This is a genomic window from Malaciobacter marinus, from assembly GCF_003544855.1.
Lineage (GTDB): Bacteria > Campylobacterota > Campylobacteria > Campylobacterales > Arcobacteraceae > Malaciobacter > Malaciobacter marinus.
On the sequence record NZ_CP032101.1, the window covers coordinates 1,517,295 to 1,540,454 of the forward strand.

21 protein-coding genes are annotated in these 23,160 nt (G+C 27.4%); 9 read left to right on the plus strand and 12 right to left on the minus strand.

Features of this window, described 5'->3' with window-relative positions; all coding sequences use genetic code 11:
- Positions 1–59: 59 nt before the first annotated feature.
- Both AMRN_RS07535 and AMRN_RS07540 read left to right on the plus strand, forming a co-directional pair.
- Entirely contained in the window at positions 60–1,829 is a 1,770-nt protein-coding gene (locus tag AMRN_RS07535) for a Na/Pi cotransporter family protein (RefSeq protein ID WP_099310862.1), read from the plus strand.
- Positions 1,816–2,046, plus strand: a complete 231-nt coding sequence (locus AMRN_RS07540; RefSeq protein WP_099310863.1) for a hypothetical protein — start codon at positions 1,816–1,818, stop codon at positions 2,044–2,046. Before AMRN_RS07535 ends, AMRN_RS07540 begins: the two co-directional genes overlap by 14 nt.
- Here AMRN_RS07540 and AMRN_RS07545 read toward each other — a convergent pair.
- From AMRN_RS07545 to pgeF, 4 genes are all read right to left on the minus strand, one after another.
- Positions 2,039–2,503: a tRNA (cytidine(34)-2'-O)-methyltransferase gene (locus AMRN_RS07545; RefSeq protein ID WP_099310864.1), complete on the minus strand. Its 465-nt coding sequence runs from the start codon at positions 2,501–2,503 to the stop codon at positions 2,039–2,041. The two genes, AMRN_RS07540 and AMRN_RS07545, sit on opposite strands and share 8 nt — an antisense overlap.
- A 1-nt stretch (position 2,504) precedes the next feature.
- Positions 2,505–3,338 carry a formyltetrahydrofolate deformylase gene (gene purU, locus AMRN_RS07550; protein WP_099310865.1) on the minus strand — a complete coding sequence of 278 codons (834 nt, stop codon included), beginning with the start codon at positions 3,336–3,338 and terminating at the stop codon, positions 2,505–2,507.
- A gap of 74 nt (positions 3,339–3,412) precedes the next feature.
- Positions 3,413–4,669: a malic enzyme-like NAD(P)-binding protein gene (locus AMRN_RS07555; protein ID WP_099310866.1), complete on the minus strand. Its 1,257-nt coding sequence runs from the start codon at positions 4,667–4,669 to the stop codon at positions 3,413–3,415.
- Positions 4,670–4,834: 165 nt separating this feature from the next.
- On the minus strand, positions 4,835–5,500 hold the full coding sequence (pgeF, locus tag AMRN_RS07560) for a peptidoglycan editing factor PgeF (RefSeq protein ID WP_099310867.1): 666 nt from the start codon (positions 5,498–5,500) through the stop codon (positions 4,835–4,837).
- A 99-nt stretch (positions 5,501–5,599) separates the two neighbouring features.
- Here pgeF and AMRN_RS07565 point away from each other — a divergent pair, with 99 nt between their 5' ends.
- A complete protein-coding gene (locus AMRN_RS07565) occupies positions 5,600–6,415 on the plus strand; it encodes a shikimate dehydrogenase (protein ID WP_099310868.1) in 816 nt (271 codons plus the stop codon).
- Positions 6,416–6,478: 63 nt separating this feature from the next.
- On the opposite strand, the gene AMRN_RS14230 is transcribed toward AMRN_RS07565, so the two are convergent.
- Complete coding sequence (locus tag AMRN_RS14230; RefSeq protein ID WP_165772837.1) at positions 6,479–10,438, minus strand: NACHT domain-containing protein; 3,960 nt, start codon at positions 10,436–10,438, stop codon at positions 6,479–6,481.
- Between the two features lie 241 nt (positions 10,439–10,679).
- On the opposite strand from AMRN_RS14230, the gene AMRN_RS07575 reads away from it, so the two are divergent.
- Both AMRN_RS07575 and AMRN_RS07580 read left to right on the plus strand, forming a co-directional pair.
- Positions 10,680–11,201, plus strand: a complete 522-nt coding sequence (locus tag AMRN_RS07575) for a hypothetical protein (protein WP_099310869.1) — start codon at positions 10,680–10,682, stop codon at positions 11,199–11,201.
- Positions 11,194–11,949: a nucleotidyl transferase AbiEii/AbiGii toxin family protein gene (locus tag AMRN_RS07580; protein ID WP_099310870.1), complete on the plus strand. Its 756-nt coding sequence runs from the start codon at positions 11,194–11,196 to the stop codon at positions 11,947–11,949. Before AMRN_RS07575 ends, AMRN_RS07580 begins: the two co-directional genes overlap by 8 nt.
- A 178-nt stretch (positions 11,950–12,127) precedes the next feature.
- Here AMRN_RS07580 and AMRN_RS07585 read toward each other — a convergent pair whose 3' ends face one another.
- Positions 12,128–12,598, minus strand: a complete 471-nt coding sequence (locus AMRN_RS07585) for a GNAT family N-acetyltransferase (protein WP_099310871.1) — start codon at positions 12,596–12,598, stop codon at positions 12,128–12,130.
- Between the two features lie 153 nt (positions 12,599–12,751).
- The gene (locus AMRN_RS07590; protein ID WP_099310872.1) at positions 12,752–13,492 is read right to left on the minus strand and encodes a DUF4145 domain-containing protein; all 741 of its coding nucleotides are present in this window, start codon (positions 13,490–13,492) and stop codon (positions 12,752–12,754) included.
- 633 nt (positions 13,493–14,125) lie between these two features.
- Between AMRN_RS07590 and AMRN_RS07595 the strand changes: the two genes are divergently transcribed.
- Positions 14,126–14,782: a FadR/GntR family transcriptional regulator gene (locus tag AMRN_RS07595; protein WP_099310873.1), complete on the plus strand. Its 657-nt coding sequence runs from the start codon at positions 14,126–14,128 to the stop codon at positions 14,780–14,782.
- A gap of 14 nt (positions 14,783–14,796) precedes the next feature.
- Positions 14,797–15,981, plus strand: a complete 1,185-nt coding sequence (locus tag AMRN_RS07600) for a CynX/NimT family MFS transporter (RefSeq protein WP_099310874.1) — start codon at positions 14,797–14,799, stop codon at positions 15,979–15,981.
- Between the two features lie 312 nt (positions 15,982–16,293).
- On the opposite strand, the gene thiI is transcribed toward AMRN_RS07600, so the two are convergent.
- Complete coding sequence (gene thiI, locus AMRN_RS07605; protein WP_099310875.1) at positions 16,294–17,769, minus strand: tRNA uracil 4-sulfurtransferase ThiI; 1,476 nt, start codon at positions 17,767–17,769, stop codon at positions 16,294–16,296.
- Positions 17,770–17,946: 177 nt separating this feature from the next.
- Here thiI and AMRN_RS07610 point away from each other — a divergent pair, with 177 nt between their 5' ends.
- Entirely contained in the window at positions 17,947–18,579 is a 633-nt protein-coding gene (locus AMRN_RS07610; protein WP_099310876.1) for a UPF0323 family lipoprotein, read from the plus strand.
- 18 nt (positions 18,580–18,597) lie between these two features.
- Complete coding sequence (locus AMRN_RS07615; RefSeq protein WP_099310877.1) at positions 18,598–19,776, plus strand: glutathionylspermidine synthase family protein; 1,179 nt, start codon at positions 18,598–18,600, stop codon at positions 19,774–19,776.
- Between the two features lie 9 nt (positions 19,777–19,785).
- Here AMRN_RS07615 and AMRN_RS07620 read toward each other — a convergent pair whose 3' ends face one another.
- From AMRN_RS07620 to AMRN_RS07635, 4 genes are read right to left on the minus strand one after another with little or no spacing between them, the layout of a single operon-like run.
- Complete coding sequence (locus tag AMRN_RS07620) at positions 19,786–20,283, minus strand: hypothetical protein (protein WP_099310878.1); 498 nt, start codon at positions 20,281–20,283, stop codon at positions 19,786–19,788.
- Positions 20,276–21,238 (minus strand): tetraacyldisaccharide 4'-kinase, encoded by a 963-nt coding sequence (locus tag AMRN_RS07625; protein WP_099310879.1) that lies wholly within the window; start codon positions 21,236–21,238, stop codon positions 20,276–20,278. The genes AMRN_RS07620 and AMRN_RS07625 overlap by 8 nt, the downstream gene beginning before the upstream one ends.
- Before the next feature lie 4 nt (positions 21,239–21,242).
- Positions 21,243–22,379 (minus strand): DegT/DnrJ/EryC1/StrS family aminotransferase, encoded by a 1,137-nt coding sequence (locus AMRN_RS07630; protein WP_099310880.1) that lies wholly within the window; start codon positions 22,377–22,379, stop codon positions 21,243–21,245.
- Between the two features lie 3 nt (positions 22,380–22,382).
- Positions 22,383–23,144 (minus strand): NAD+ synthase, encoded by a 762-nt coding sequence (locus AMRN_RS07635; protein WP_099310881.1) that lies wholly within the window; start codon positions 23,142–23,144, stop codon positions 22,383–22,385.
- Positions 23,145–23,160 lie beyond the last annotated feature (16 nt).

A 23,160-nucleotide genomic window follows, 5' to 3' on the forward strand; every position in this document is an offset into this window, starting at 1 on the left:
TTATTTAATAAAAAATCTTGTTATAATATATAATTAAACTATATTATATAGGATTTTTTATGGTTAAAAACTTGGCAATTGCATTAGGATTCTTGATTACAGCATATTTTATCTCGTCATCTGAGAATCTAAAAATAATCTTGAGTGGTATTGCAATTTTTTTAATTGGTATGTATTTTATGGAAAATGGTTTTAAACTATTTTCAGGTGGTGCACTAGAGAATATTTTAAAAAGATTTACTAGTAATCTTTTTAAGGCTATAACAACTGGTTTTTTAGCCACTTCTATTGTGCAAAGTTCTTCTTTAATTACAGTAATTGTAATCTCCTTTTTATCAGTTGAATTATTAACCTTAGCACAAGGTATTGGTATTGTATTTGGTTCAAACCTAGGTAGTACGACAACAGCTTGGATAGTATCAAGTGTAGGATTAAAAATAAAAATCTCAGCTTATGCTATGCCTATGTTAATCTTTGGTGTAGTACTTAGATTTTTTAAAAACAATACATACAAAGGCTTGGGAAATGTATTGTTAGGTCTTGGATTTATCTTTTTGGGTATTTCTTATATGAAAGATGGATTTGATACTTTAAAAGATTCAATTGATTTAGCTCAATTTTCATTACCTGGTATAAAAGGAATTATTCTTTACATCCTAATTGGTGCAGTTGCAACTATTGTTATCCAATCAAGTAGTGCTACTATGGCCATAATAATAACAGCATTAAGTGCAGGAAATATAATTTATATAAATGCTTTAGCTTTGGCAATTGGAGCAAATATTGGAACAACAGTAACAGCAATAATTGGCTCATTTGCATCAAATGAAAATGGGAAGCGTTTAGCTTTTGCTCATCTTATATTCAATGTAATTACAGCTTTAGTTGCTGTAATCTTTATATATTCATTAAAAGATTTTGTAGATTATTTAGCTCCTTTATTTGGGATTGGTGCAGAAAGCTTTAGTATGAAACTTGCACTATTTCATACTATATTTAATCTACTAGGAATAATCATAGTTGCTCCTTTTATAAATATAATTGTAAATTTAGCAAAAAGAATTATTAAGAAAAAAGTTGCAAAAAGTTCAAAACCTAAATATCTGTTAAAATCAAATATTGAAATTCCAAACAGTTCATTACTTTCACTTAAAAAAGAGTGTATAAATCTTTATGAAAACTGCCAAAGAGCAATGCTTCATGCCCTTAATTTGCACTCAACAAAATTAAAAACAAAAGAAGATTTACAAAAACAACTAATGGATGAAATAAGAAAATCAAATACAAATATTGATGAAATTTATCAAACAAATCTAAAATTATTATATAGTGAGATTATACAATATTCTTCTTTTGCACAAGAACACATGACAAGTTCTCAACACAAAGTTGCTAGTAACTTCAAAAAAAGTGCAACATTAATAATTGAAGTACTAAAAGATACAAGAGATGTTCAAAAAAACTTAGATTTTTACTTAAAAAGTAAAAATGAATATATTAAAAAAGAGTATAATAATTTAAGAGAAGAATTAGGAAATCTTTTTATTGATATAAATGGCTTAAATAATGAAAACTTAAGTGAGCTTGATAAAATAACTCAAATTGAAGTTATAAAAAGTACATTGAACAAAAATGATTTATCAAATAGTGAAACAATTGATACTTTAATTAGAACACAAAAAATCAAAGCATCAATGGCAACTTCACTTATAAATGATAGTGCAACAGTTTACTCAATACAAAAGAAATTAGTAGAAGTTGCGATGATTTTATTCATTGAAGATGAATTACTAAAAGAGATAGGAGAAGAGAACAATGCCTCTAAATGAACTGATAAAAAAAGTAAAAAAATTCTTAAAACAAACAGAAGAAAATAAAGATATCAAAAAAAAGAAAATATTAAAAGTCTTAGAAGAGTTATATATAAAAAAAGCTAAATTAAAAAAACAAAAGAAAAGAACTTCAAATAAAAGTGATAAAAAACAGCTTCAAAATAAACTTGAAGCTGTAAATCAGCTAATCAAAAAAAGCAAAAAACTTATTTGAAGTTAGCAAAGTTTTGTCTTAAAGCCTCATAAGCTACAATAGACACAGAGTTAGCAATATTTAGACTTCTTGCGTTATTTGTCATAGGAATAGTAATACATCCTTGCTCATTTTTAGTTAAAAAACTCTCAGGAAGTCCAGCATCTTCTCTACCAAAATAAAAAAAATCGCCTTCTTTAAATTTTTGTTCAAAATAGACTTGTTTAGTTTTTGTTGTAGCAAAAAAATGTCTATCACTCATAGGATATTTTTCCCAAAACTCTTCAATATTTTCATATTCAAAAACTTCTAAATCATACCAATAATCAAGCCCTGCTCTTCTTACTTGTTTTTCATTTATCTCACCAAAACCATAAGGTTTTATTAGATGAAGTTTACAATTAAGTGCAAAAGCAAGTCTTCCTATTGTTCCTACATTTCCTGGAATTCTTGGTTCGTGAAGTACTATATTAAACATTTTATAAAATCACCGTTTTATTTTTATATACAAATACCTTATCATCAAGTAAAAGTTGAAAAGCATTATATAAAACAATCTTTTCAACATTTCTTCCTGCATTTCTCATCTCTTGCCAAGAGTAACTATGATCAACTCTTACAACATCTTGAAAGATAATTGGACCTTCATCCAAATCATCAGTAACATAATGCGCAGTTGCTCCTATAATTTTAACACCTCTTTCATAGGCTTGTTTATATGGATTTGCACCAATAAATGCAGGTAAAAATGAGTGGTGAATATTTAAAACTCTTTTTGGATAGGTATTAACAAATTTTGAAGTTAAAATTCTCATATATTTTGCCAAGACAATAAGTTCTGGTTCAAATTCATTAATTTTTTCAATCATCTTATCTTCATGTTCTTCTCTACTTAATCCCTCTGCACTCACACAATAAAATGGAATATCAAACTTCTCCACTAAATCTCTTAAATGCTCATGATTTGCAATGACAGCTTTTATATTTGCATTTAATTCGCCATCAAAATATCTAATTAATAAATCACCTAAAACATGCGACTCTTTTGTTGCTAATATCACAACATCTTTATTTTGTTTTTCATTTAGTTTTATTGTAGAGTTTAAAGGAAGAACTTCTTTTAACTCTTTTAGAAGTATATCTTTTTTTATATCACCAGTTATAACTGTTCTCATGAAAAATTTTAGTGTATCTGGATCAACGTATTCTGAATTTTGTTCTATATTTAAGTTATTTGCGTAAAGGACTTTTGAAATATTATAAACAAGTCCTTTATCATCTGTAGTATCAATTAAAAGTATGTACTCTTTCATCATTATCCTAGTATTATTCTCATTAAGTTTAAAACGAGAATAATACCATTTTATTGATTAATAGATAATTGAAATTATACTAATGCTGCTAAATTTTTTCTATAAGCTTCTAAATCAAACTCTGTAACTCTTGCAACACCTGTTTCAACTGCTGCATTTGCCACAGCACTTGAAACTTCTACCATAAGTCTTTTATCAAAAGGAATTGGAATAATGTACTCTCTTCCATAAACTAAATCACCAAATGCCTCTTTTAATTCATCTGTTAATGGTTGTTTAGCTAAATCAGCAATTGCTCTTGCAGCAGCAATTTTCATAGTCATATTAATTTTTCTAGTTTTTACGTCTAGCGCTCCTCTAAATATAAAAGGAAAACCTAAAACATTATTTACTTGATTAGGGAAATCACTTCTTCCTGTTCCAATAATAGCTTTTGGTCTTACTTCTTTTACTTCTTCTGGAAATAATTCAGGAGTAGGATTTGCAAGTGTAAAAATAATTGGTTCTTCACTCATAAGTGCAATATGTTTTTTTGTAAATGTCCCCGGTCTTGATAGTCCAAGAACCATATCAGCATTAGTAAATGCTTCTTCTAAAGTCAAAGGCTCATCAATCATAAAATCTTTTTTATATTTATTTAAATCTTTTCTTCCTTTATGAATAACCCCTTTAGAATCACACATAATTAAGTTTTTTACACCTAATTCTTTATACATAGTAGAACAAGCAATAGCTGAAGCTCCCGCACCAACAACTACAATTTTGATATCTTCAATAGCTTTATTCATCATCTCACTAGCATTTAAAAGAGCAGAACTTGTAATAATTGCTGTTCCATGTTGATCATCATGCATAACTGGAATATTTAATTCATCAACTAATCTTTTTTCAATTTCAAAACACTCAGGTGCTTTTATATCTTCAAGATTAATACCACCAAATGTAGGAGCAATTGCTTTTATAGCTTCACAAAACTTGTCTACATCTGTTGTATCTACTTCAATATCAAATGAATCAACAGCAGCAAATTTTTTAAATAATACAGCTTTACCTTCCATTACAGGTTTTGATGCAAGTGCCCCAATATCACCTAAACCTAGTACAGCTGTACCATTTGAAACTACTGCTACAAGATTACTTTTTGCAGTATATTCATATGCTAACTTTGGATCTCTTTTAATTTCTTCGCAAGGAAAAGCAACACCTGGTGAATATGCAAGGGATAAATCTCTTTGATTATTTAATTCTGTTGTTGTTGCAATGGCAACTTTTCCTGGATTTGGGCTTCTATGATATTCTAAAGCCTCTTCTTTTGTAACTTTAACGCTCATCTCTAACCTTTCTCAGTGTAATTTGAAGCGCAATTGTAACAAATCGAAACTTAATTTTATGAATATTTTATTAAAAATCTCTATTTTTTATATACTTAAGCTCATTTTTAGCTATAATTTACATAATTCTTACACATAATTTAGTTTTATAATAAACATAAGATATTATTTTAATTCTATAACTCCTGCAAATCTTCCAGTACTACTTGAAACCCTATATGAAAAGTAACTATTATCAGTACATTTTGTACAATGATTTGAAATCTCTATGTCTTTAATACCCACTTTTTCTAACTGCTGTTTGTTTATTCCTTGTAAATCAATATTTCTATTATTTACAAACTCTTTTCCAAAAGAAGTTTTTACAATATTCGCTAACTCTTGACTTACTTCATAACAACATTTTTGAATAGAAGGCCCTAATATTGCTTTTATATTTTTTGCTTCACAAGCAAACTCTTTTATCATTTTTTTAGCAGTTTTTTCACTAATATTTAAAAAAGTTGAGTTTCTACCTGCGTGAATAGCAGCAATTACACCTTTTTCTTTGTCGTATAAAAGTACAGGTATACAATCAGCAACCATGACTAATAAAGGAATATTTTTTTCATTTGTTATCAAAGCATCACAATTATCAATAAGTTTTGAAGAATCACTATTTATAATCTCAATATTATTTTTATGAATTTGATTCATAAATCTTAAGTTTTTTATTGTAAAACCATATCTTTGTAAATCTTGCCTATTTTTATCTACATTTACTTTTTTATCGTTCACATGATAAGCAAGATTCCCATCTTTTTTATTTGTAAAAATTTTTAAAACTTCCATAAATACTCTCCTTTAAAGAAATTATTTAATTGTAACTTTTTTCATTTAATTTTATATTATAATATTTTAGATAAAATCACGTCTTCATAAAGGTAGATAATGTCGGAAAATATAACAAACAACACAAAAGCATATGCGATTTTTGGTAATCCTGTAGAACACTCTAAATCACCTCAAATGCATAATAGCGCTTTTGAGCATTTAAATATTGATGCAGTTTATAAAAAACATCATTTAAAAGATGGTAAAAAATTAAAAAATGAATTTTTAAATAATTTATACACTGGTGCTAATATTACAGTTCCTCATAAAGAACAAGCTTTTAAACAAGCAGATGAAGTTATAGGAATAGCAAATGAAATTGAAGCTGTAAATACATATATAAAAAAAGATGATAAAGTTATTGCTTATAATACAGATGCGCCAGGTTTTCTAAAAGCAATTGAAAGCTTTGGAGATATAAAAAAAGTTTTAGTATTAGGAGCTGGAGGAACTGCAAAAGCAATTGCACTTGCACTACAGCAAAAAAATATAGAAGTAACAGTCGTAAATAGAAGTGATTCAAAACTTGACTTTTTTAAACAAAAAAATATCAAATGTTTTACATGGAAAGATTTTAGACTTGATTATTTTGATTTAGTAGTTAACTCAACAAGTGCAGGATTAAAAGATGATGAACTTCCTATGAGTAAACCACAATTAGAAAATGTATTTTTAAATTCAAGCTACGCTTTTGACTGTGTATATGGAAAAGAAACACCATTTTTAGCCCTAGCAAAAAAAGAGGGTCTAAAAACAAAAGATGGCGAAGATATGCTTTTATATCAAGGCTTACTTGCATTTGAACTTTTTACTAACACAAAAGCTGATAATTCGGTAGTTGAAGCAATGAGAAAAGGATTAAGAGGAGAATAGAATTCCTCTTTTTTCTAGCTTATAGCTACCTATATATATAAGAAATAATAAATATAAACCTTTTTATTTAAATATTTCATTACAAATTTCATTCATAATGTTTATTTCATATCCAAAGAAATTTTTTGAATTAAGAGCTTGGCTTTTACATTCTTGATTTTTATCTGCAATTGAAATATTTTTCTCATTAATCCTTTTTGCTTCATTCAAAATATAAATCTTTGTATTAATATCTTTCTGTTCTTGCTGGTTATTACCCTGAATATTTATAGTAGTTAAATTAATTAGATTATCAATTTTTTTTGTTATTTCAACATTATTATAAATTGATTGATTTTTAGAACTATCAATATTATAAATTATATTTCCATGATTTTCTTGAATAATTGGGCTTTGATTATTGTTGTTTATTTTAACATTAGTTGATGATAAGTTTAACCAAATAGGTAATATTATAGTTCCAATTATAGCTACAGTTATCGTAATTTTTTGATACATCGTTAATTTTTCCCATTTGTTTTTAATTTTTTCAAGATTTGACTTACTCATCACATAATCCTTATCAAATATTTTTTTATAGTAATTATTTAGATGGCTTCTATTTTTATTTTGATTATTAAAGGCTTCTTGTAAATAATACTTTGCCGAATCAGATAATCTTTTGCATCTATTGTTGGATAATTGTTTGAGTAAGTTAATATGATTACTATCTGAACCAATACTTTTCCAAATATAATTGATATATTCATTCATGCCATCATATATTCCTGGGGAATAAACACCTGTGGGTCTTTGATACTCATTGAAAAACAGATAGTAGTCATTTATAATCACATGAATATATTCATCTTTAAGAAAATCAATACCTTTATTTTTTTTCAAAGCACTAATTAAATCTTTAAAGAGTTTAATTTTGTATTGATTAATATTTTGTTTGTCATATGAATTTTTATTATCTTCATCTTTTATTTTGAGATTAAAAAGCTTTTTTAGTTTGTAAAATTTTATTTTTGTTGGTATTGTTTTGTACTCTAAAAAATAACTAGATAAAGCTCTTTTGGGGTCAATTTTTAATAAATATTCCAAATACAAATATGCTCTATCGCTATCAATGATTCTAAGATTATCTATAAAATCATAAGATTTTTCTTCTAGTGAAATTATCTTTAGTATCTCTTCAATTTTGTAATCATCCTTAATGATTTTAAAAATATTTTTATCTAAATTTAATAAGCTTTGAATGAAACGTGATAAGTTTTCTTTATTAAATTTTTTAATTTTTTCAATAACTTCCCTAAATTCATATAAATAAATTAAGTCTTTATGTTCACTTTGTTCGAGTGATAATTCAACTAACTCTTGGATTAGTAAAATAAAATTATCAAAATATTCATTAGCCAATAAAATAAAATACTTTTCTTTTATTTTGTGAAATCTAAAAGTATGAAAAAATATTTTCTCAAAAATCAAATTAGATTGTTCTAAACTCACAATTTTTGAAGAATCATTATTTACTAAAAAATAAATATAAAGAGCTGTAGGTAAAACATTGTACTGAGTTGCATTTACATTTTCTTTGATCTTTTTATACGATACATCTTTGACTAAATCATTTTTTATAAAATCCAAAAATTGTTTATGTTGTTCAGGTGTTAAAATTTCAAATAATTTGTTGCTATTTTCATCTCTAAAAATCTCTTCACATATAAAGACATTATAAAAATCTTGTTTTATAGCTAAAGCTTTTAAGCTATCTTCACATATTTTTTTATACTTTGCCTTATTTTGAATTCTTTGTTGATATACTTCATCCTCTAGAAGTTGATTTTCTAATTCTTGTTTATGTTTTTTTCTTTCTTCTTCCCAGTATTTATTTGTTGCTTTAACATGAGCTTCAAAAGTATTATTTGACATTAAATATTTATCTATATCTTTATTAAATTTCAACTTTTCATAATACTTAACATAATTTTCAACAGGATACTTCAAAGTTACTTTTTTTATATCTTCTAGAGAAATATTTAAGAATTTAAAAATAGCATCAACATGATGAATTTTTTCAATATTTATTGAAAAATATATTTCCCAGAAATTATTAGAAATCTTTTTAAAATCAAAAGGCATTTGCTCTATTTCAATATTATCTACATATATAAAATGAGTATTTAGAAATTCAAAAACCTTCTTAATTGAATCTTTAGAATTATTATGAAGAAATACTGCATAAACACACCACAAATTAGTATGATTGTTATGTTCTTTATCATTCTTTTTTTCTATATACTCTAACCACTTTAAAGTATCCATGGGTTTTAAATAAGGAACAATATACTCTAGTTCTCTATTTGGTATAGCATCTAATAATTCTATTAAATTTTCAAATTCAAATTTTGTATCTATGAAATCTGCTTTTTTATTATCTCCATATCTAATTATATACTTAATCCCATACAAAGATTCAAAAAGTTGAACTTCTAAATCCAACATTGATATTTTATGCATATTTGAATTTAAGAGTTTTTTTGATTTTAGAAATTCAAAAAGTCTTTTATTAAAATCAAGATTATCTATGAAGTTATCTTCAATTAGTTCTCTAAGATTTTTATTTCCAGCAAATTTACTATGAGATATTTCATCATATTCTTCATTTGAAGATAAATTGCCATTAGAATAATTTTCAAGATATTTAAATATCAAATCTTCCATCTCTTTTGAATAATTATATTCTAGCAGTGCAATCAAATAGGCAAATACCAACTTGTCAATATCTGACGATTTTATAAAGTTTTGTATTAAAGTTGATAGTTTTAATTTGTCAAATCTTACTAAAGTAGTACCTTCAAAATCATGCCATCTACCCCAAGCCATAGATTTCTCATTTTTAAGTTTATATAGCATTGAAGTTAAAAGTGTTTGCTGTTGTTCCTTAGTTAAACTAGGATGTCTTTTAAAAATAAATGGGTCAAACTCTACAAATTTATTAAATAAATCATTATTTAAATTTGTTAGGTAAATAATAACTTCCTCAAACTCTTCATAAAATCTTAATTCATGTGAAAAAAGTTCTTTAATAGTTTGCAAATCGAGTTTTTTTTCATTGATAAAATGAGCCATTAAAAATTCTTGAACAGATTTATGAAAAAAACTAAAGTTTCCGCCATCTTTTTTAAATAAGGAAGTATTCAAAATAGTTTCTAATTCTTCTTGTTTTATAGGTTTATTGTCAATTTCGTATAACTCATCAACCAATTTATTAGGATTTTTAAAAGATATAGACGACTTTCTATTTAATAGCATGTAGGTAGCTAAAGATGAAGATATATTAATCAACCTTATTAAAGTTTCAGAACTAAGTACTTCCCTATCATCTCCTTTTACAGAAAGATGCTCCTTAATCAAATCAAAATAAATATCTATGAAATTTAATTCTTTATTTTGATACTCTTTATAATTATCAATTATATTAAATATTACGAGTATATTTTTCAATAAGAAGTCTAAATAGTTTTTAGAAATAAATTCCCAAAACTCATCAGTGTCTATTTTAACTTGAATAAGAAGTTGATTTATTTCATCTTTTGTTAGGTCTTGAATTTGGTACACAGTAAGTGTTTTATCCAATTCTTCTAACTCACTTTTGAAGTAATCATTCCACTCAAGTTGCCTACAAGTAAGTACAAATTTAATATTTGGATTTTGATTCCTGTAGCTTTTAATAAATTCAGTTAATTGTTTTTGTAATTTTTTGTGGTTTTTATAATCTACCAAAGCTTCATCTATAGAATCAAGTAAAATGTATTTTTTATTCTGTATCAACTCTAAATTTTTTTCTGACTCAATATTTATCAAATTTACAAAATGAACAACTTCATTATTCTCTTTTTTAAATTGCCTTAATTGGTATGTTTTTCCAGAAGCGGGTTCACCAAGTATTACAGATATATTTTGAGTCAATAATTCAGAAAAATAAACAATTTTATTTGTTTTTAAATCTTTGAAACTTCTATTTATAAAATCCTGCATTCTCTTTCTTATTTTAAAATATTATATATAATTATTTTATCTTAAATTGTATTATAATCAGTATATTTAATATTTTAAAATATAACTAGAATTAAAGAAAATACTAATTTAAATCATTACTTTATATTAATATCTTTTTCTTTTTTAAAATACTCTTCAAAAAGGTATATGTAATCTTCTGTAGTAGCAATTGACAAAATTACGATATTCGTATATAATGTAATTATATAAAGGATATAAAATGACTCAGGCACAAATTAGTAAATATTTAGATATACCATGTTCAACACTTAATGATTGGAAAAAAGAAGATAGCAATAGAAATAAACTATATCAACTTCTTATCAATCTTGAAGAAAAAGAAGTACAAAATAAATTAAGTAAAAAAACTAATCATAGATTCTTTCATATCCTAAATAGAAATATTAATAACTATTCAAAATTTACAGCAGATGATATAAGAAAAGCTTTTGATAGAAAAAATTATCATGAAGCAACTCTAAAAGAACAAAGTATTTATTCAAAGTTTTTTAAAGAACTTGAACCAAATGAATTAGATGAATTTATCAAAACTTTTAATGTATCAAAAAAAAATATAAAGAGTATATATGCCTCTTCTCCTTTTAGAACTTTAAAAGGTGTTGCAAAAACTTGGGATAGAAGATTTAGATTAAAACATATTGATTCAAATACAGAAAACAAAAAATCTATACCATCTGCATTGCAAAATATTCTAAATAGAAAAAACTTAACTCATGTATGATTTTTCTAAACAACAAGCTATGCTTGATGCAACTTTATTACTTTTAGAAGAAAATAACTTAAGTGAAGTATCAACACTTGGTGGTGGTACTGCTTTGGCTTCTTATTATTGGAATCATAGATACTCAACTGATATTGATATTTTTATATATGATGAAGTTGATAAAAAACATCTATTAAAAGAATCTACATGGAGTAAAAAAGTAAAAAGTGAAATGAAGTCAATTGGATACAATGGTAATTTTAGAAATCATCCAATCTATTCTGAGATAGTTATAAATGAAGAATGTAAAATTCAGTTCTTTGATGTTGTTAAGAAATCATATATTCCTTATGTTAAAGTAAATCTATGGGGTCATGAACTTTTAATTGATACAGTAGAAGAAATTATTGCTAAGAAGATTTATTATAGAGCTGATAAAGGTAATTCAAGAGATTTATTTGATATTGCAATTGCATTTCATAATGAGCCTGATATTTTAACAAGAACACTTCTAAAAAAAGACAAAGTTATTACTCTTTTTGAAACTGTATCAAATATTTATGATAACCAAGAATTAAAAGATTTATACCTAGAAGAAATACACCAAATGAATCCAAATAAAGAGTATAACTTTTTAGCTATTAATGCTATTGAATATTTATACAACATACTTGAAAATATTTGTGGAGCTTATGACATAGCTCATGATTTGTCAACTGAAGAGTATATTGAGATAGAAAGCTATGTCTATACTTCATTGACTTAAGTAAAAGTTGATCTATAAATAAGAAATAGGACACAAAGTATGAACAGTTTTTCTTAGGAAAAACTGCTCCAAAAGTAAGAGATTTAGTAACTAACGCTTAGCTAAGCTGCACGGAACCTTGGCATATACTTTTGCGGAGAAAAACTGCCAAGCATGAAGTGTCTGCTTAAGCGCCTTGTTAGGCAAAATCTTCAACATTCAACTCGTAAGTTGTAAACCTATCTCCTAGCATCTCTGTCAAAAACACTTTTTGAGACAACCTACGGAGAAATTCGTACTCTGGGCGTGTGTGCAACAAATGGATATAGACCAAATCATGCCCATAGTTTTTAGACCAAGCCATAAGTGACTTAAACACCACCTTACCGATACCCCAACAACCATCATCAAGCACTATTGCAATTTCAAAGCCTAACTCCGATGATTGAATACCACACCACCCAACTAGATTCCCATCAAGCTCCACAGCTCGAACAGTACAGCCATCAATTCGGCTTTCGTTTAGTTTGTTGTCAATCCAGCTTTTAACTGACTCAGAATCAAACTCATCGTGCGCCACAAGATGCTTACGAGTACTTAGCTTATTTAGTATCGGAAGAAATCTTTCTGGTTCAATTTCATCTAGAGGAACATACTGAATTTTATTCATAAGTCACCATTTTGCCTAACGGTGAAGCTGTGTGGCAGCAAGAGAAACGAACCTTTCTGAAAACCTTGATTGCCATTACAGCCGAATTATTATTAAAAATTAAAACCGCGCTCCTCTTGCTGTCCATACAAGCGCCTGGTTAGCTGAGTTTCTCTAGAAGACAGTTTTGACGACACCATTGACGCCTTCGATTAACTCCATTACCTGATCTTTAGTTGGCTCATTTTCTTTTTGATGGCTACAGAGATTACGAATATCTGCAAGAAACTGAATCTTTCGCCAGACGGGCAAACCATAAACAGATTTTTCTTTGAGAGGATCGTTGAGATCTGAAATTGTTGGCGCCTTCTTACGGAGTTTTATTCCGTGGTTATCAGCTGTACGCTGTAAATGGCGTTCAAGAACCACACCAGCCAATGCTCCCGCTGCTCTCGGACTTGCCTTTATTAGTTTTGATGCGGCCTCTAACTCTTTGTCTTGTAGGTCAGCGAACAGGTGGCCAGTGACATCTTGCAAGACGCTATCGATACGACTGCGAAGAGAGGCCAAAATTTGAACCTGATTAACCACTCGTATTTGAATCAAGTTGTTGCAATCCCAGAGTTCCTCGCCGTAACTATTTTTTCTTGCCCCGATTGCTTTGATGTAATCTTGAATTACGTAGTTACTGACATCCATAACTTTTCTCTTTGGATCGATCAGGTAATAACTGCCAAATTCCTCAAGCCTTTCAGGTGCTAGAGCCTCAACGATTTTTATGGCGCGCGAGTACCACGCTTGGTATTTCGTACCAAACTTAATCGTATCGTCAGTATCTGTCGCAAGTTCAATTAGTTTTGATTGGTCGTCAATCAAGCTATCGAGTTCTTCCTTGATTTCATCTGTAGTGCTCAATCGAGACTCCTTTTATAGCTAACTATTTATTAAACATACATTATATATAAAATAGCCTGAAAATCAACAAATAACATACACAAAATATGTCGTATATCAAAATGCCTACAAACATCTTAAATAAGGTGTTTTTGCAGATATTATTATAAAAAACATTGGAAATTGAGATGATTTTTAAGTTTATGATATGCTTTTTATGTATGTTTAATATGGATATTTAGACAATAATAGTACATATTGTTTGTATATTAAGGTGATATCGTAATAAACCTGCAAAATGTTAAATATATTATGAGAAGTAATGTGAACAGAAAATTACTACAAAGATAAGTTATAAAATAAATTCAACAACCTGTACTTATTGAACATGATCCGAATTCCAACTCTTTTTGGAACAGGCTATTTTTAGTAAAAACTGCTTCAAAAGTAAGAAGTTGAGGAAAAGAGACTGTTCAGAAATTAGTACTCAGATTAAATCTTTTTCTCTAATATTATTCTACTTATACAAAAATAAGCACTTTCCCAATAAAAAATATCTAATAAAGCTTTCAATGGATTTTATTTGACTTTTCTTTTAATTTCTATTATTATTAACTTGTCCAATGATTGGATGATTAAAACTATAGGGAAATCATGAAAATAAAAAAACCAATTAGAATATCACTACCAAAACAAACATCAATTGAAATTGAAAAAGCTATAAAAAATGGATTATTTAAAATAGGAGAAAAAATTCCTTCTGAACCTGATTTAGTAAAAGAATTTGGGGTTAGTAGAAATACAATTCGTGAAGCTATTCAATCTTTAATACAAGCAGGAGTTTTAGAATCGCGACAAGGTAATGGAACTTATGTTATTGCAATAAGTAAATTTGAAGCAAATATTTTAAATCGTTTAAATAACTCAAAAACTTCAGAAGTTCATGAAGTTCGTATCTGTTTGGAAAAAGAAATTGTTAAACTAGCAGCACAAAGAAGAAGTGACGATGATTTGGAAAATATTAAAAATGCACTTAATCAAAGAAATTTGACAAAAAGTTCTTTCATAGAAAATAGTGAAGCTGATTTAGAGTTTCATTTAGCTATAGCAAAAGCTTCACATAATTCAATTTTTTACGATTTATATAAATCTTTATCTCAATATATTTGTACTTCCGTAGCCCAAAGATTAAAATCAACAAATATGGAAGAAAAAATGATTTATCAATTGCATATAGAACTTTTTGAAGCAATCTCTTCTCAAAATATTGAGAAGTCAGAAGAAATTATAATTAAAATTCTAGAAATTTAAAAAAAGTTAAGAATATGAAATCAAATCCCCATTTATTAATAATTTTTTTAGGAATTATTTTTGTATCATTTAACTTAAGAGCACCCATTACATCAGTAGGTCCTGTTATTGATTTGATCCAAGCGCAATATAATTTAAACAGTAGTATGGCTGGATTCATTACTACTCTTCCATTATTAGCTTTTGCAATATTCTCTCCCTTTGTTGCGAAGATAAACCATAAAATTGGTCATGGTTTAACTATGTTTGCGGGACTTCTTTTAATAATAATAGGAGAATTAGTTCGTTCTTATACAAATGTTTATGGATTATTCATAGGTACTATATTAATAGGAATAGGAATTGCTATTGGAAACGTATTAATACCTAGTGTAATAAAACATAAATTTGAAAAAAATGTTGGAAGTATTATAAGTATTTATATTACCGGCATGTGTATATTTGCAGCTTTAGGCTCAGGATTAAGTATTCCTGCAACCGAAATTTTTGGTTGGAATACATCTTTAGCAATTTGGGTAATATTAGCTTTACTTGCTTTAGTAATATGGCTTCCTCAACTTAGGAAAAGTGAAAACTATAATAATAGTGATGACTTAAAACTAGAAGAAATTATGCAAAGTAAATCAATATGGAAATCTCCTCTTGCATGGTGGGTAACATTATATATGGGAACACAATCTTTATTGTTTTATACTTTAATTACGTGGATTCCTTCTATTCTTATATTTAAAGATTTTGATAGCCATTTTTCTGGAATGATGTTATTGTTATTTCAATTAGTGGGATTACCAGCTACTCTAATTGTTCCAATAATTGCAGATAAAATCAAACACCAAAAGTTTATTGCTACTATTATTTCTTTAATCTATTTACTTGGAATAGTTACACTTTTATTTGCGCAATCTACATTTAGTGTTATTTTATCTATGATATTTATAGGTCTTGGAACTGGTGGTGCTATTAGTTTAGCAATTGGATTTATATCATTAAGAACTCCTCATGTTAAAAAAGCTGCAGAGCTTTCAGGTATGTCACAATCAGCTGGATATTTATTTGCAGCTGTTGGACCGATATTAATTGGTTTTATATTTGATGTAACAAAATCATGGACAAATGCACTTTTAGTATTAATCGCATTAATCTTGTTATTAATTCTTTTTGGATTAAAAGCTGGGAGAGATGAATTAACCCACTATTAATATAAATTTTAAATAAAAGACAAGATAAAAAAGAGATATTTGAATATATAAGAATAGGAAAATTTACTAAAAACATACGGTTTTCTTAAATACCTAGTGTGTGTTAAATGTCATATATAAAAATAACAAACACAATGTTCCTTAAGTTCAACAACCTATACTTTCTGAAATAAAACTTTGGGCAATCTGGGTTAAAATAAAAGAGATATTAAAAAATCTCTTTTATATTTTAATGATGTCTTTAAAATGTTCAGTTCTTTCACTTAATGTAGTAGTTTCATTATCACTATTAAGTACAATAATTATCTATTATTAAGACTCTTTGGGTCTATAAACTTTGATATTTGTGTAGTTTTCTGCATCTCTTAAGTATTGTCCATGTAGTTGGCTTAGTATTCCTTTTTCACAGTAAAAAAGGTACTCTTTATCTTGTGGAAGTTTTTTGAAATCTCTTTTTAGATTAAAAAATGGGATTTTTAAAACTTCTTGATTTTCTACTTTGATACAATCTTGTCCTTGTCTAATATCAATAATAGTATATTTTTTAGACTCTTCAAAATCTGTTACAACTTCCATTTGCCCTATTTCTGAGATATCAGCTATTATTTCATTTATATTAGTAATTTGTCTATTTTCAACTGCTTTATCAACAACTGAATAATCAAATTTACTTGACTCTTTTTCCATTCTTTCATATGAGCCGTGTGTTACTGGTGATTTTGAAATTACTCCGCAATACTCAGGCATTGCTTCAGCAAATTTTTTAGTTCCTATTTTTGCTGCTATATCCATGATTTCTGGTTTATTCATAGTACAAAGAGGTCTTAATACTAATTTATTAGTAAATTGATCAATTAATGCTAGATTTCTTAGAGTTTGACTTGATACTTGAGCAACACTTTCACCTGTTAAAAGTGCATCAATTTTCATCTCATTTGCTATTTTCTCTGCTGCTTTTAACATCACTCTTTTTAGTGTAACTCCCATATATGGTTCACTTGTTGAGTTAAATATCTCAGTTACAACATCATCAAAAGGTACAGAAATAAAAGAGACTCTATGAGAAGAACCAAATCTTTTCCATAAGTAATATGCTACTTGTTTTACCCCTATTTCATGGGCAACTCCACCAAGATTAAAGAAAATAAAGTGAGTTTTAACTCCTCTTTTCATTGTCATATAACTTGCAACTGTTGAATCAAATCCTCCAGACATCAAAGAAAGAATACTTCCTTGTGTTCCTAAAGGAAAACCGCCTAATCCTTTATGTTTAAATGTAATTATATTCAATTGATTATGTATTAACTCAACATTTATAGTTACTTCTGCATTTTTTAAATTTACACCTTTAGTTTCATTATGCGCAAGCATATATCCACCAACTGTTTGTTCTATATTTGTTGACTTAAAATCTTGTTCACCAGTTCTTTTAGCTCTAATAACAAAAGTTTTACCAATTATCTCTTTTGCCATATGTTCATTTACTTTTACTTTTATTTCATCTAAAGTATTTACATCATCAATTTGAATAGCTTCTAAAACCAGCTCTATTCCTGGTGTTTCTATTAATAATTGTCTAATTTCTGGTGTTACTTGTATTGGGCAAACAACTTCAACTTTATCGAAAAATTTTTTTATTGTTATCTCTTCTGAAACTCTTTTAACCAATAATCTTACATTATTATAAATTTGAGCAATCATTTGCCTTTTTGCTTTTTGACCTTTGATCATAACTTCTGGGAAAAATTTAATGATAAATTTTTGTGTTTTTATTTCTGTTTTGTCCATTAATTGAAAACCTTCTTTATTTATTACGCGCAATTATAACATAAGAATTTTAATCTTTGAAAATCTAGGTACTTTCTTATTTAAAAATTTATATATTTCCTCTTCATCTACTTCATAGCAACTATTTAGTAATATATATAAACTTTTAAACTATAAGAATATAAAAGGATTTTAAACTTGAAAAAGAAAAGTCATATTAAAAAAATATCAGATTATGCGATGGTTGGTGGTCTTGGAGCACTTTTAGTGACAGGGCTAGTTGGTTGTCAAGAAAAAACAAATGATCAACAACAAACTCAACAAGGAGCATTTTCAAATGCTTCTAAAAAACAAGATGCCTTCGTAGTAGTAGAACAACTACCTAACAATGGTGGATATACAATTGTAGATGAATTTCCAGCAAATAAAACTACTATTGTTTTAAGAAAGCCAGATGGAACAGAAAGAATATTAACACAAAATGAAATTGATCAATTAGTAAAACAAGAAGCACAAAGAATTGACAATGGAACATCACCACTTACAAATCCTGAGGTATCAAGTGGAAGTATGGGATTAGGTGGAGTATTATTATCTTCAATTGCTGGGGCTATGATTGGTTCTTGGATTGGTAATAAACTATTTAATAATCAAAACTATCAAAACCAAAGAAAGACTCAATACAAGTCTCCACAAACATACAGTAGATCACAAAGTTCGTTTAAAAAAGCTGCAAGTTCAGCAAATAGAACAAGTTCTACAAAAAGAAGTGGATTTTTTGGAAGCAAATCTTCATCTACTAGATCATCAAGTTCATTTTTTGGTGGATAATTATATTAAAGGTACAAAATGAAATTAGAAAAACTAGAAGCTCTTACAAATGAATATTTGGAGTCTATTGGTTTTATTTGGCACACGGATGAAGATAAAACTTCTTATATTGCAAACGAAGTAGTTCAAATCACTCAAGAAGAAGCAGAGTCATATTATGAAGCTTGCAATGAGTTATATGATATGTTTTGTGAAGCTGGTGATTATGTAATAGAAAATAATCTATTTCATGAAATAAATATTCCTTTTAACTTAGTTGATGCTATTAAAGAGTCTTGGGAAAATGATGTTCATTGGCATTTGTATTCAAGATTTGATTTAGCAGGTGGTATAGATGGTAAACCTATTAAATTAATAGAGTTTAATGCTGATACTCCAACATCACTATTTGAAACTGCGATTATTCAATGGGCTTTACTAAAAGCAAATGGACTTGATGAAGCTAGTCAATTTAATAACGTATATGAAGCATTGAAAGATAACTTTAAAAGAATAATTACACTTGATACAGATATAGAAAAATTTGAAGAACATTATCAAGAGTTAGGTTGGAAGATACTATTTTCATCAATTGCAGGTTCAATCGAAGATGAAAATACAACAAAACTACTTCAACATATTGCAACAGAAGCTGGCTTTAATACAGACTTTGAGTATATAGATAAAGTTGAGTTTAGTGATGATGGGATTTTTGCAAAAGAACAAAGTTTTGAATTTTGGTTTAAATTAATTCCATGGGAAGATATAGCTATTGATGAAAATGAGTTAGCCTTATTATTAACAGAAATACTTGAAAATAGAAAAGCGATTATTTTTAACCCAGCTTATACTTTGATGTTTCAGTCAAAAGGATTTATGAAGATTTTATGGGACTTATACCCAAATCATCCATTACTTTTAGAAACTTCATTTGAACCTTTACAGGACAAAAAACAAGTTGAAAAAAGATGTTTTGGAAGAGAAGGTGCAAACACTAAAATCATAAACAAAGATGGTTCTATTGATGTAGAAACTGACGGTGCATATGAAGGTCATAAAGCAATTTATCAAGAGTATGTAGAACTACCTAAAGACGAACAAGGTATGACATATCAAGCTGGCGTATTTTTTGCATATGAAGCTTGTGGATTAGGATTTAGAAGAGGTGAAAAGATTTTAGACAATATGTCTAAATTTGTAGGACATATCATCAAATAAACCAAAGATTTAAATCTTTGGTTTATCCTTTTTATATAACTCATTTTCTTTTTCAATATGAGATAATAATAGTTTAAAACTTTGCTCTATTATTCTAAAGTTTTTTACAGATAAAACAGGAGAATGACTTAATCTATCTTTTGGTCTTAGTCTTCTAATAGAAGTATCTCTAATGTCTAATTCTCCATTGATTAATACTATATCATAAGAGGCTTTTGTATTTGCAAAACCAATACTCAAAGGAATATAGTATTCTCTTTCGCCCTCAACATAATACCAAATCGGCTCATTTCTAAACATCACATAATTTAGAGGTGCATCAATAGTACACCCTATTGAATTATGAGAATTATGCAAAATTTTTCTAACATTTTCAACTGTTATTGTTGATTTTTTTAGTTTTTTTTGAACTCTTTTATACATGAGTTTCCACAATAAAGATTTTATAACTTTTGCACCATCATAGTGATTTAAAATCTCTTCTTCCAAATAATATATATTATTCATTTATCTTCTTATAGCTATTTATATAATCATTCATTAAAGAAAAATCAATATTTTTATTATCTAGTTGTAACTCTAAGTTCATCAAATAAACATCACCTAAATCAAACTTTTTTAATTTTACATAATCTTTTTGTGTAGTAACTATAAAGTAGCCTTTATATTCATTTTTGATTTTTTCTATTTCTTCATTTGTAAAAGTATGGTGATCTTCAAAAGCTACAACTTTCACACCTTTTGGTAGATAATCAAGTAGTCTTTTTGGTTTTGAAATTGCTGTAAGTAAAAGTAGTTTATGTGGGAGAACATTTACATTCTTTTGGTTTAAACTATATGAAACAAATCTTTTAAAACTCTTGCCTTCTTGTAAAACAATTTGTGCAAATGAGTAGAACATTCTTGGTTCTCTATAACCACCACTTGGAAGACAAAATATATTTGTTGGCTCATCTTTTGGTTTAATTAAGATATCGAATTTATTTATATTATATTTTGAAAAACCATCATCTAAAAATACTATTTTACAACCTAGCTCTTTTGCTTTTTTTATTGCTTCTACCCTATCTTCACTTACAATAACTGTAGCTTCAGGAAGTGAATTTGCTAAAAGCATTGCTTCATCACCACTTACATCTATATCTTGAAGAATCTTACCTTTATTTGATATTATATAAAGACCTTTGGACTTCCTGCCATAACCCCTAAGTATTACACAAGCATCTTCTTTGTTTTTTACAAGTGCGATTGTCAAAGGAGTTTTTCCACTCCCACCTGCAATCAAATTACCTACACTAATTACAGGTATGCCAAAATCTTGAGGTTTTGACAAGCCTCTTTTTATTAAAATAATAAAAAGATATATTAAAGTTAGAGGTAAAAATAAAAAAGATATGATTTTTTGCAAAGTATTAGGATAGAAGAGATAATCTTCTATCCATAAAAAAAGCTTTTGTTTCAACTATTTATATCCATTCAGAAGCAATATCAATAATCGTATCACAAATATAGTTAACTTCTTCATTTGTTAAACTAGGATACATAGGTATTGATAAAATTTGCTGATATGAAGTAAGTGCAGCTGGGAACTCTGTAATTTTAATTGAGTATTTACTTTTATAATAACTTAATAAATGTAAAGGAATATAGTGTAATCCTGTTGCAATTCCTTTTTCTTTTAAAGCTCTTGCAAAAGCATCTCTATTTCTTGATATCTTAATAATAAAATGAGTAAAAATATGTTCTTCTTTTGAAGAAGCAATAGTTATATGTTTTACATTAGATAATCTTTCTTGATAGATTTTCGCTATCTCTTTTCTTCTTTTAATAAATTTATTTGTTTTTTGAAGTTGTGCTAAAGAAAATGCTGCATCAAGCTCACTCATATCATACTTATGACCTATATCAACAACATCATAAATATAATCTAAGTTTCCATAATCATCATATGTTGTAGTAATAGCATGAGTTCTTAATAATCTTGCTCTATTAGCTATTTCTTCATTATTTGTAACAATAATTCCTGATCTACTTAAAGCATGCTTACCATTTGATGGGTTAGTAGAAAAAATAGTCATATCAGCTCTTAATGAACCAACTGTTTCATCATTATAAGTTACTCCCAATGCACAAGTTGCATCTTCTATTAATATAATTCCATATTTTTCACAAATATCATATAATCTATTTAAATCTGGAGTTTGTCCTGCAATAAATGAAATAATTGCACCTCTTAGTTTTTTTGATTTATTCTCTTCTAAAGTTTTTTCAAATTTATTTAAATCAATATTCATATCATCATTATTTATATCAATAAAAATAGGTTCTGCATCAAAATGTCTTACAACTTCAGGAATATTCACAAAAGAGTTAACAGACATCAAGATTTTGTCCCCTCTTTTTAGCTTGATTGAACTTAATGCAAGGTGTATTGCAGAAGTTGAGTTACAAGTTGCAATTGCATGTCTTGCACCAACAAATTTTGCCATGTTTTCTTCAAACTCTAAAACCTTTGAACCATCTTTACTGTTTTCTAAAACTGATTTAATTTGATTTAACTCTTCTTCATTAACAGAAGAGTTATAAAATAATATTTCTTTCATGTGTTAACTCCATTTTATATTTGCAATTATAGGTAATTTACCTTTGAATTCATTTGCTTTAATTCTGTATTTCAACATATCTACTAACTTATCATCATGTCCTAAAGATACAATCTCTTCTTTAGTTTTCTTTTCATCAACTAATAACTTTAGTGCATCATCCATTTGTTTATATGTGTAACCTAATTCTTCTTCATCTGTTTGATTTTCCCATAAATCTGCACTTGGTTTTTTATTGATTATTTCATCAATAACATTTAAGTATTTAGCAAATTCAAATTCATCACTTTTATAAATTTCTCCAATAGGATTAATTGCACACGCAATATCACCAAATATTGTTCCATATCCTAATAGTAGTTCACTTTTATTTGATGTTCCTACTACAATTGATGAATCTCTTGAAGATATATCATAAAGTACAGACATTCTTACTCTTGCAGAATAGTTTCCAATTCTAAGTTTATCATTGTCCATTTTATCAATATATGCATTTATCATTGGTGTAATATCAACTATCTCATAATCAATAGAAAAAGTTTCGCAAAGCTTTTTTGCATCTTCGACACTACTTTTACTTGAAAATTGTGAGGGCATAAGTACACATTTTATATTTTCTTTGAAAGCTTTTTTACATAATACTGCAACCACTGCAGAATCTAAACCACCTGACAGCCCAACTGTAACTTTAGAAAGTCCAGTTTTACTTAGTTGGTTCTTTAAAAATTCTATTAATTGTTTCTCTATATCATTCCAGTTAATCAATTTTTATCCTTTGACA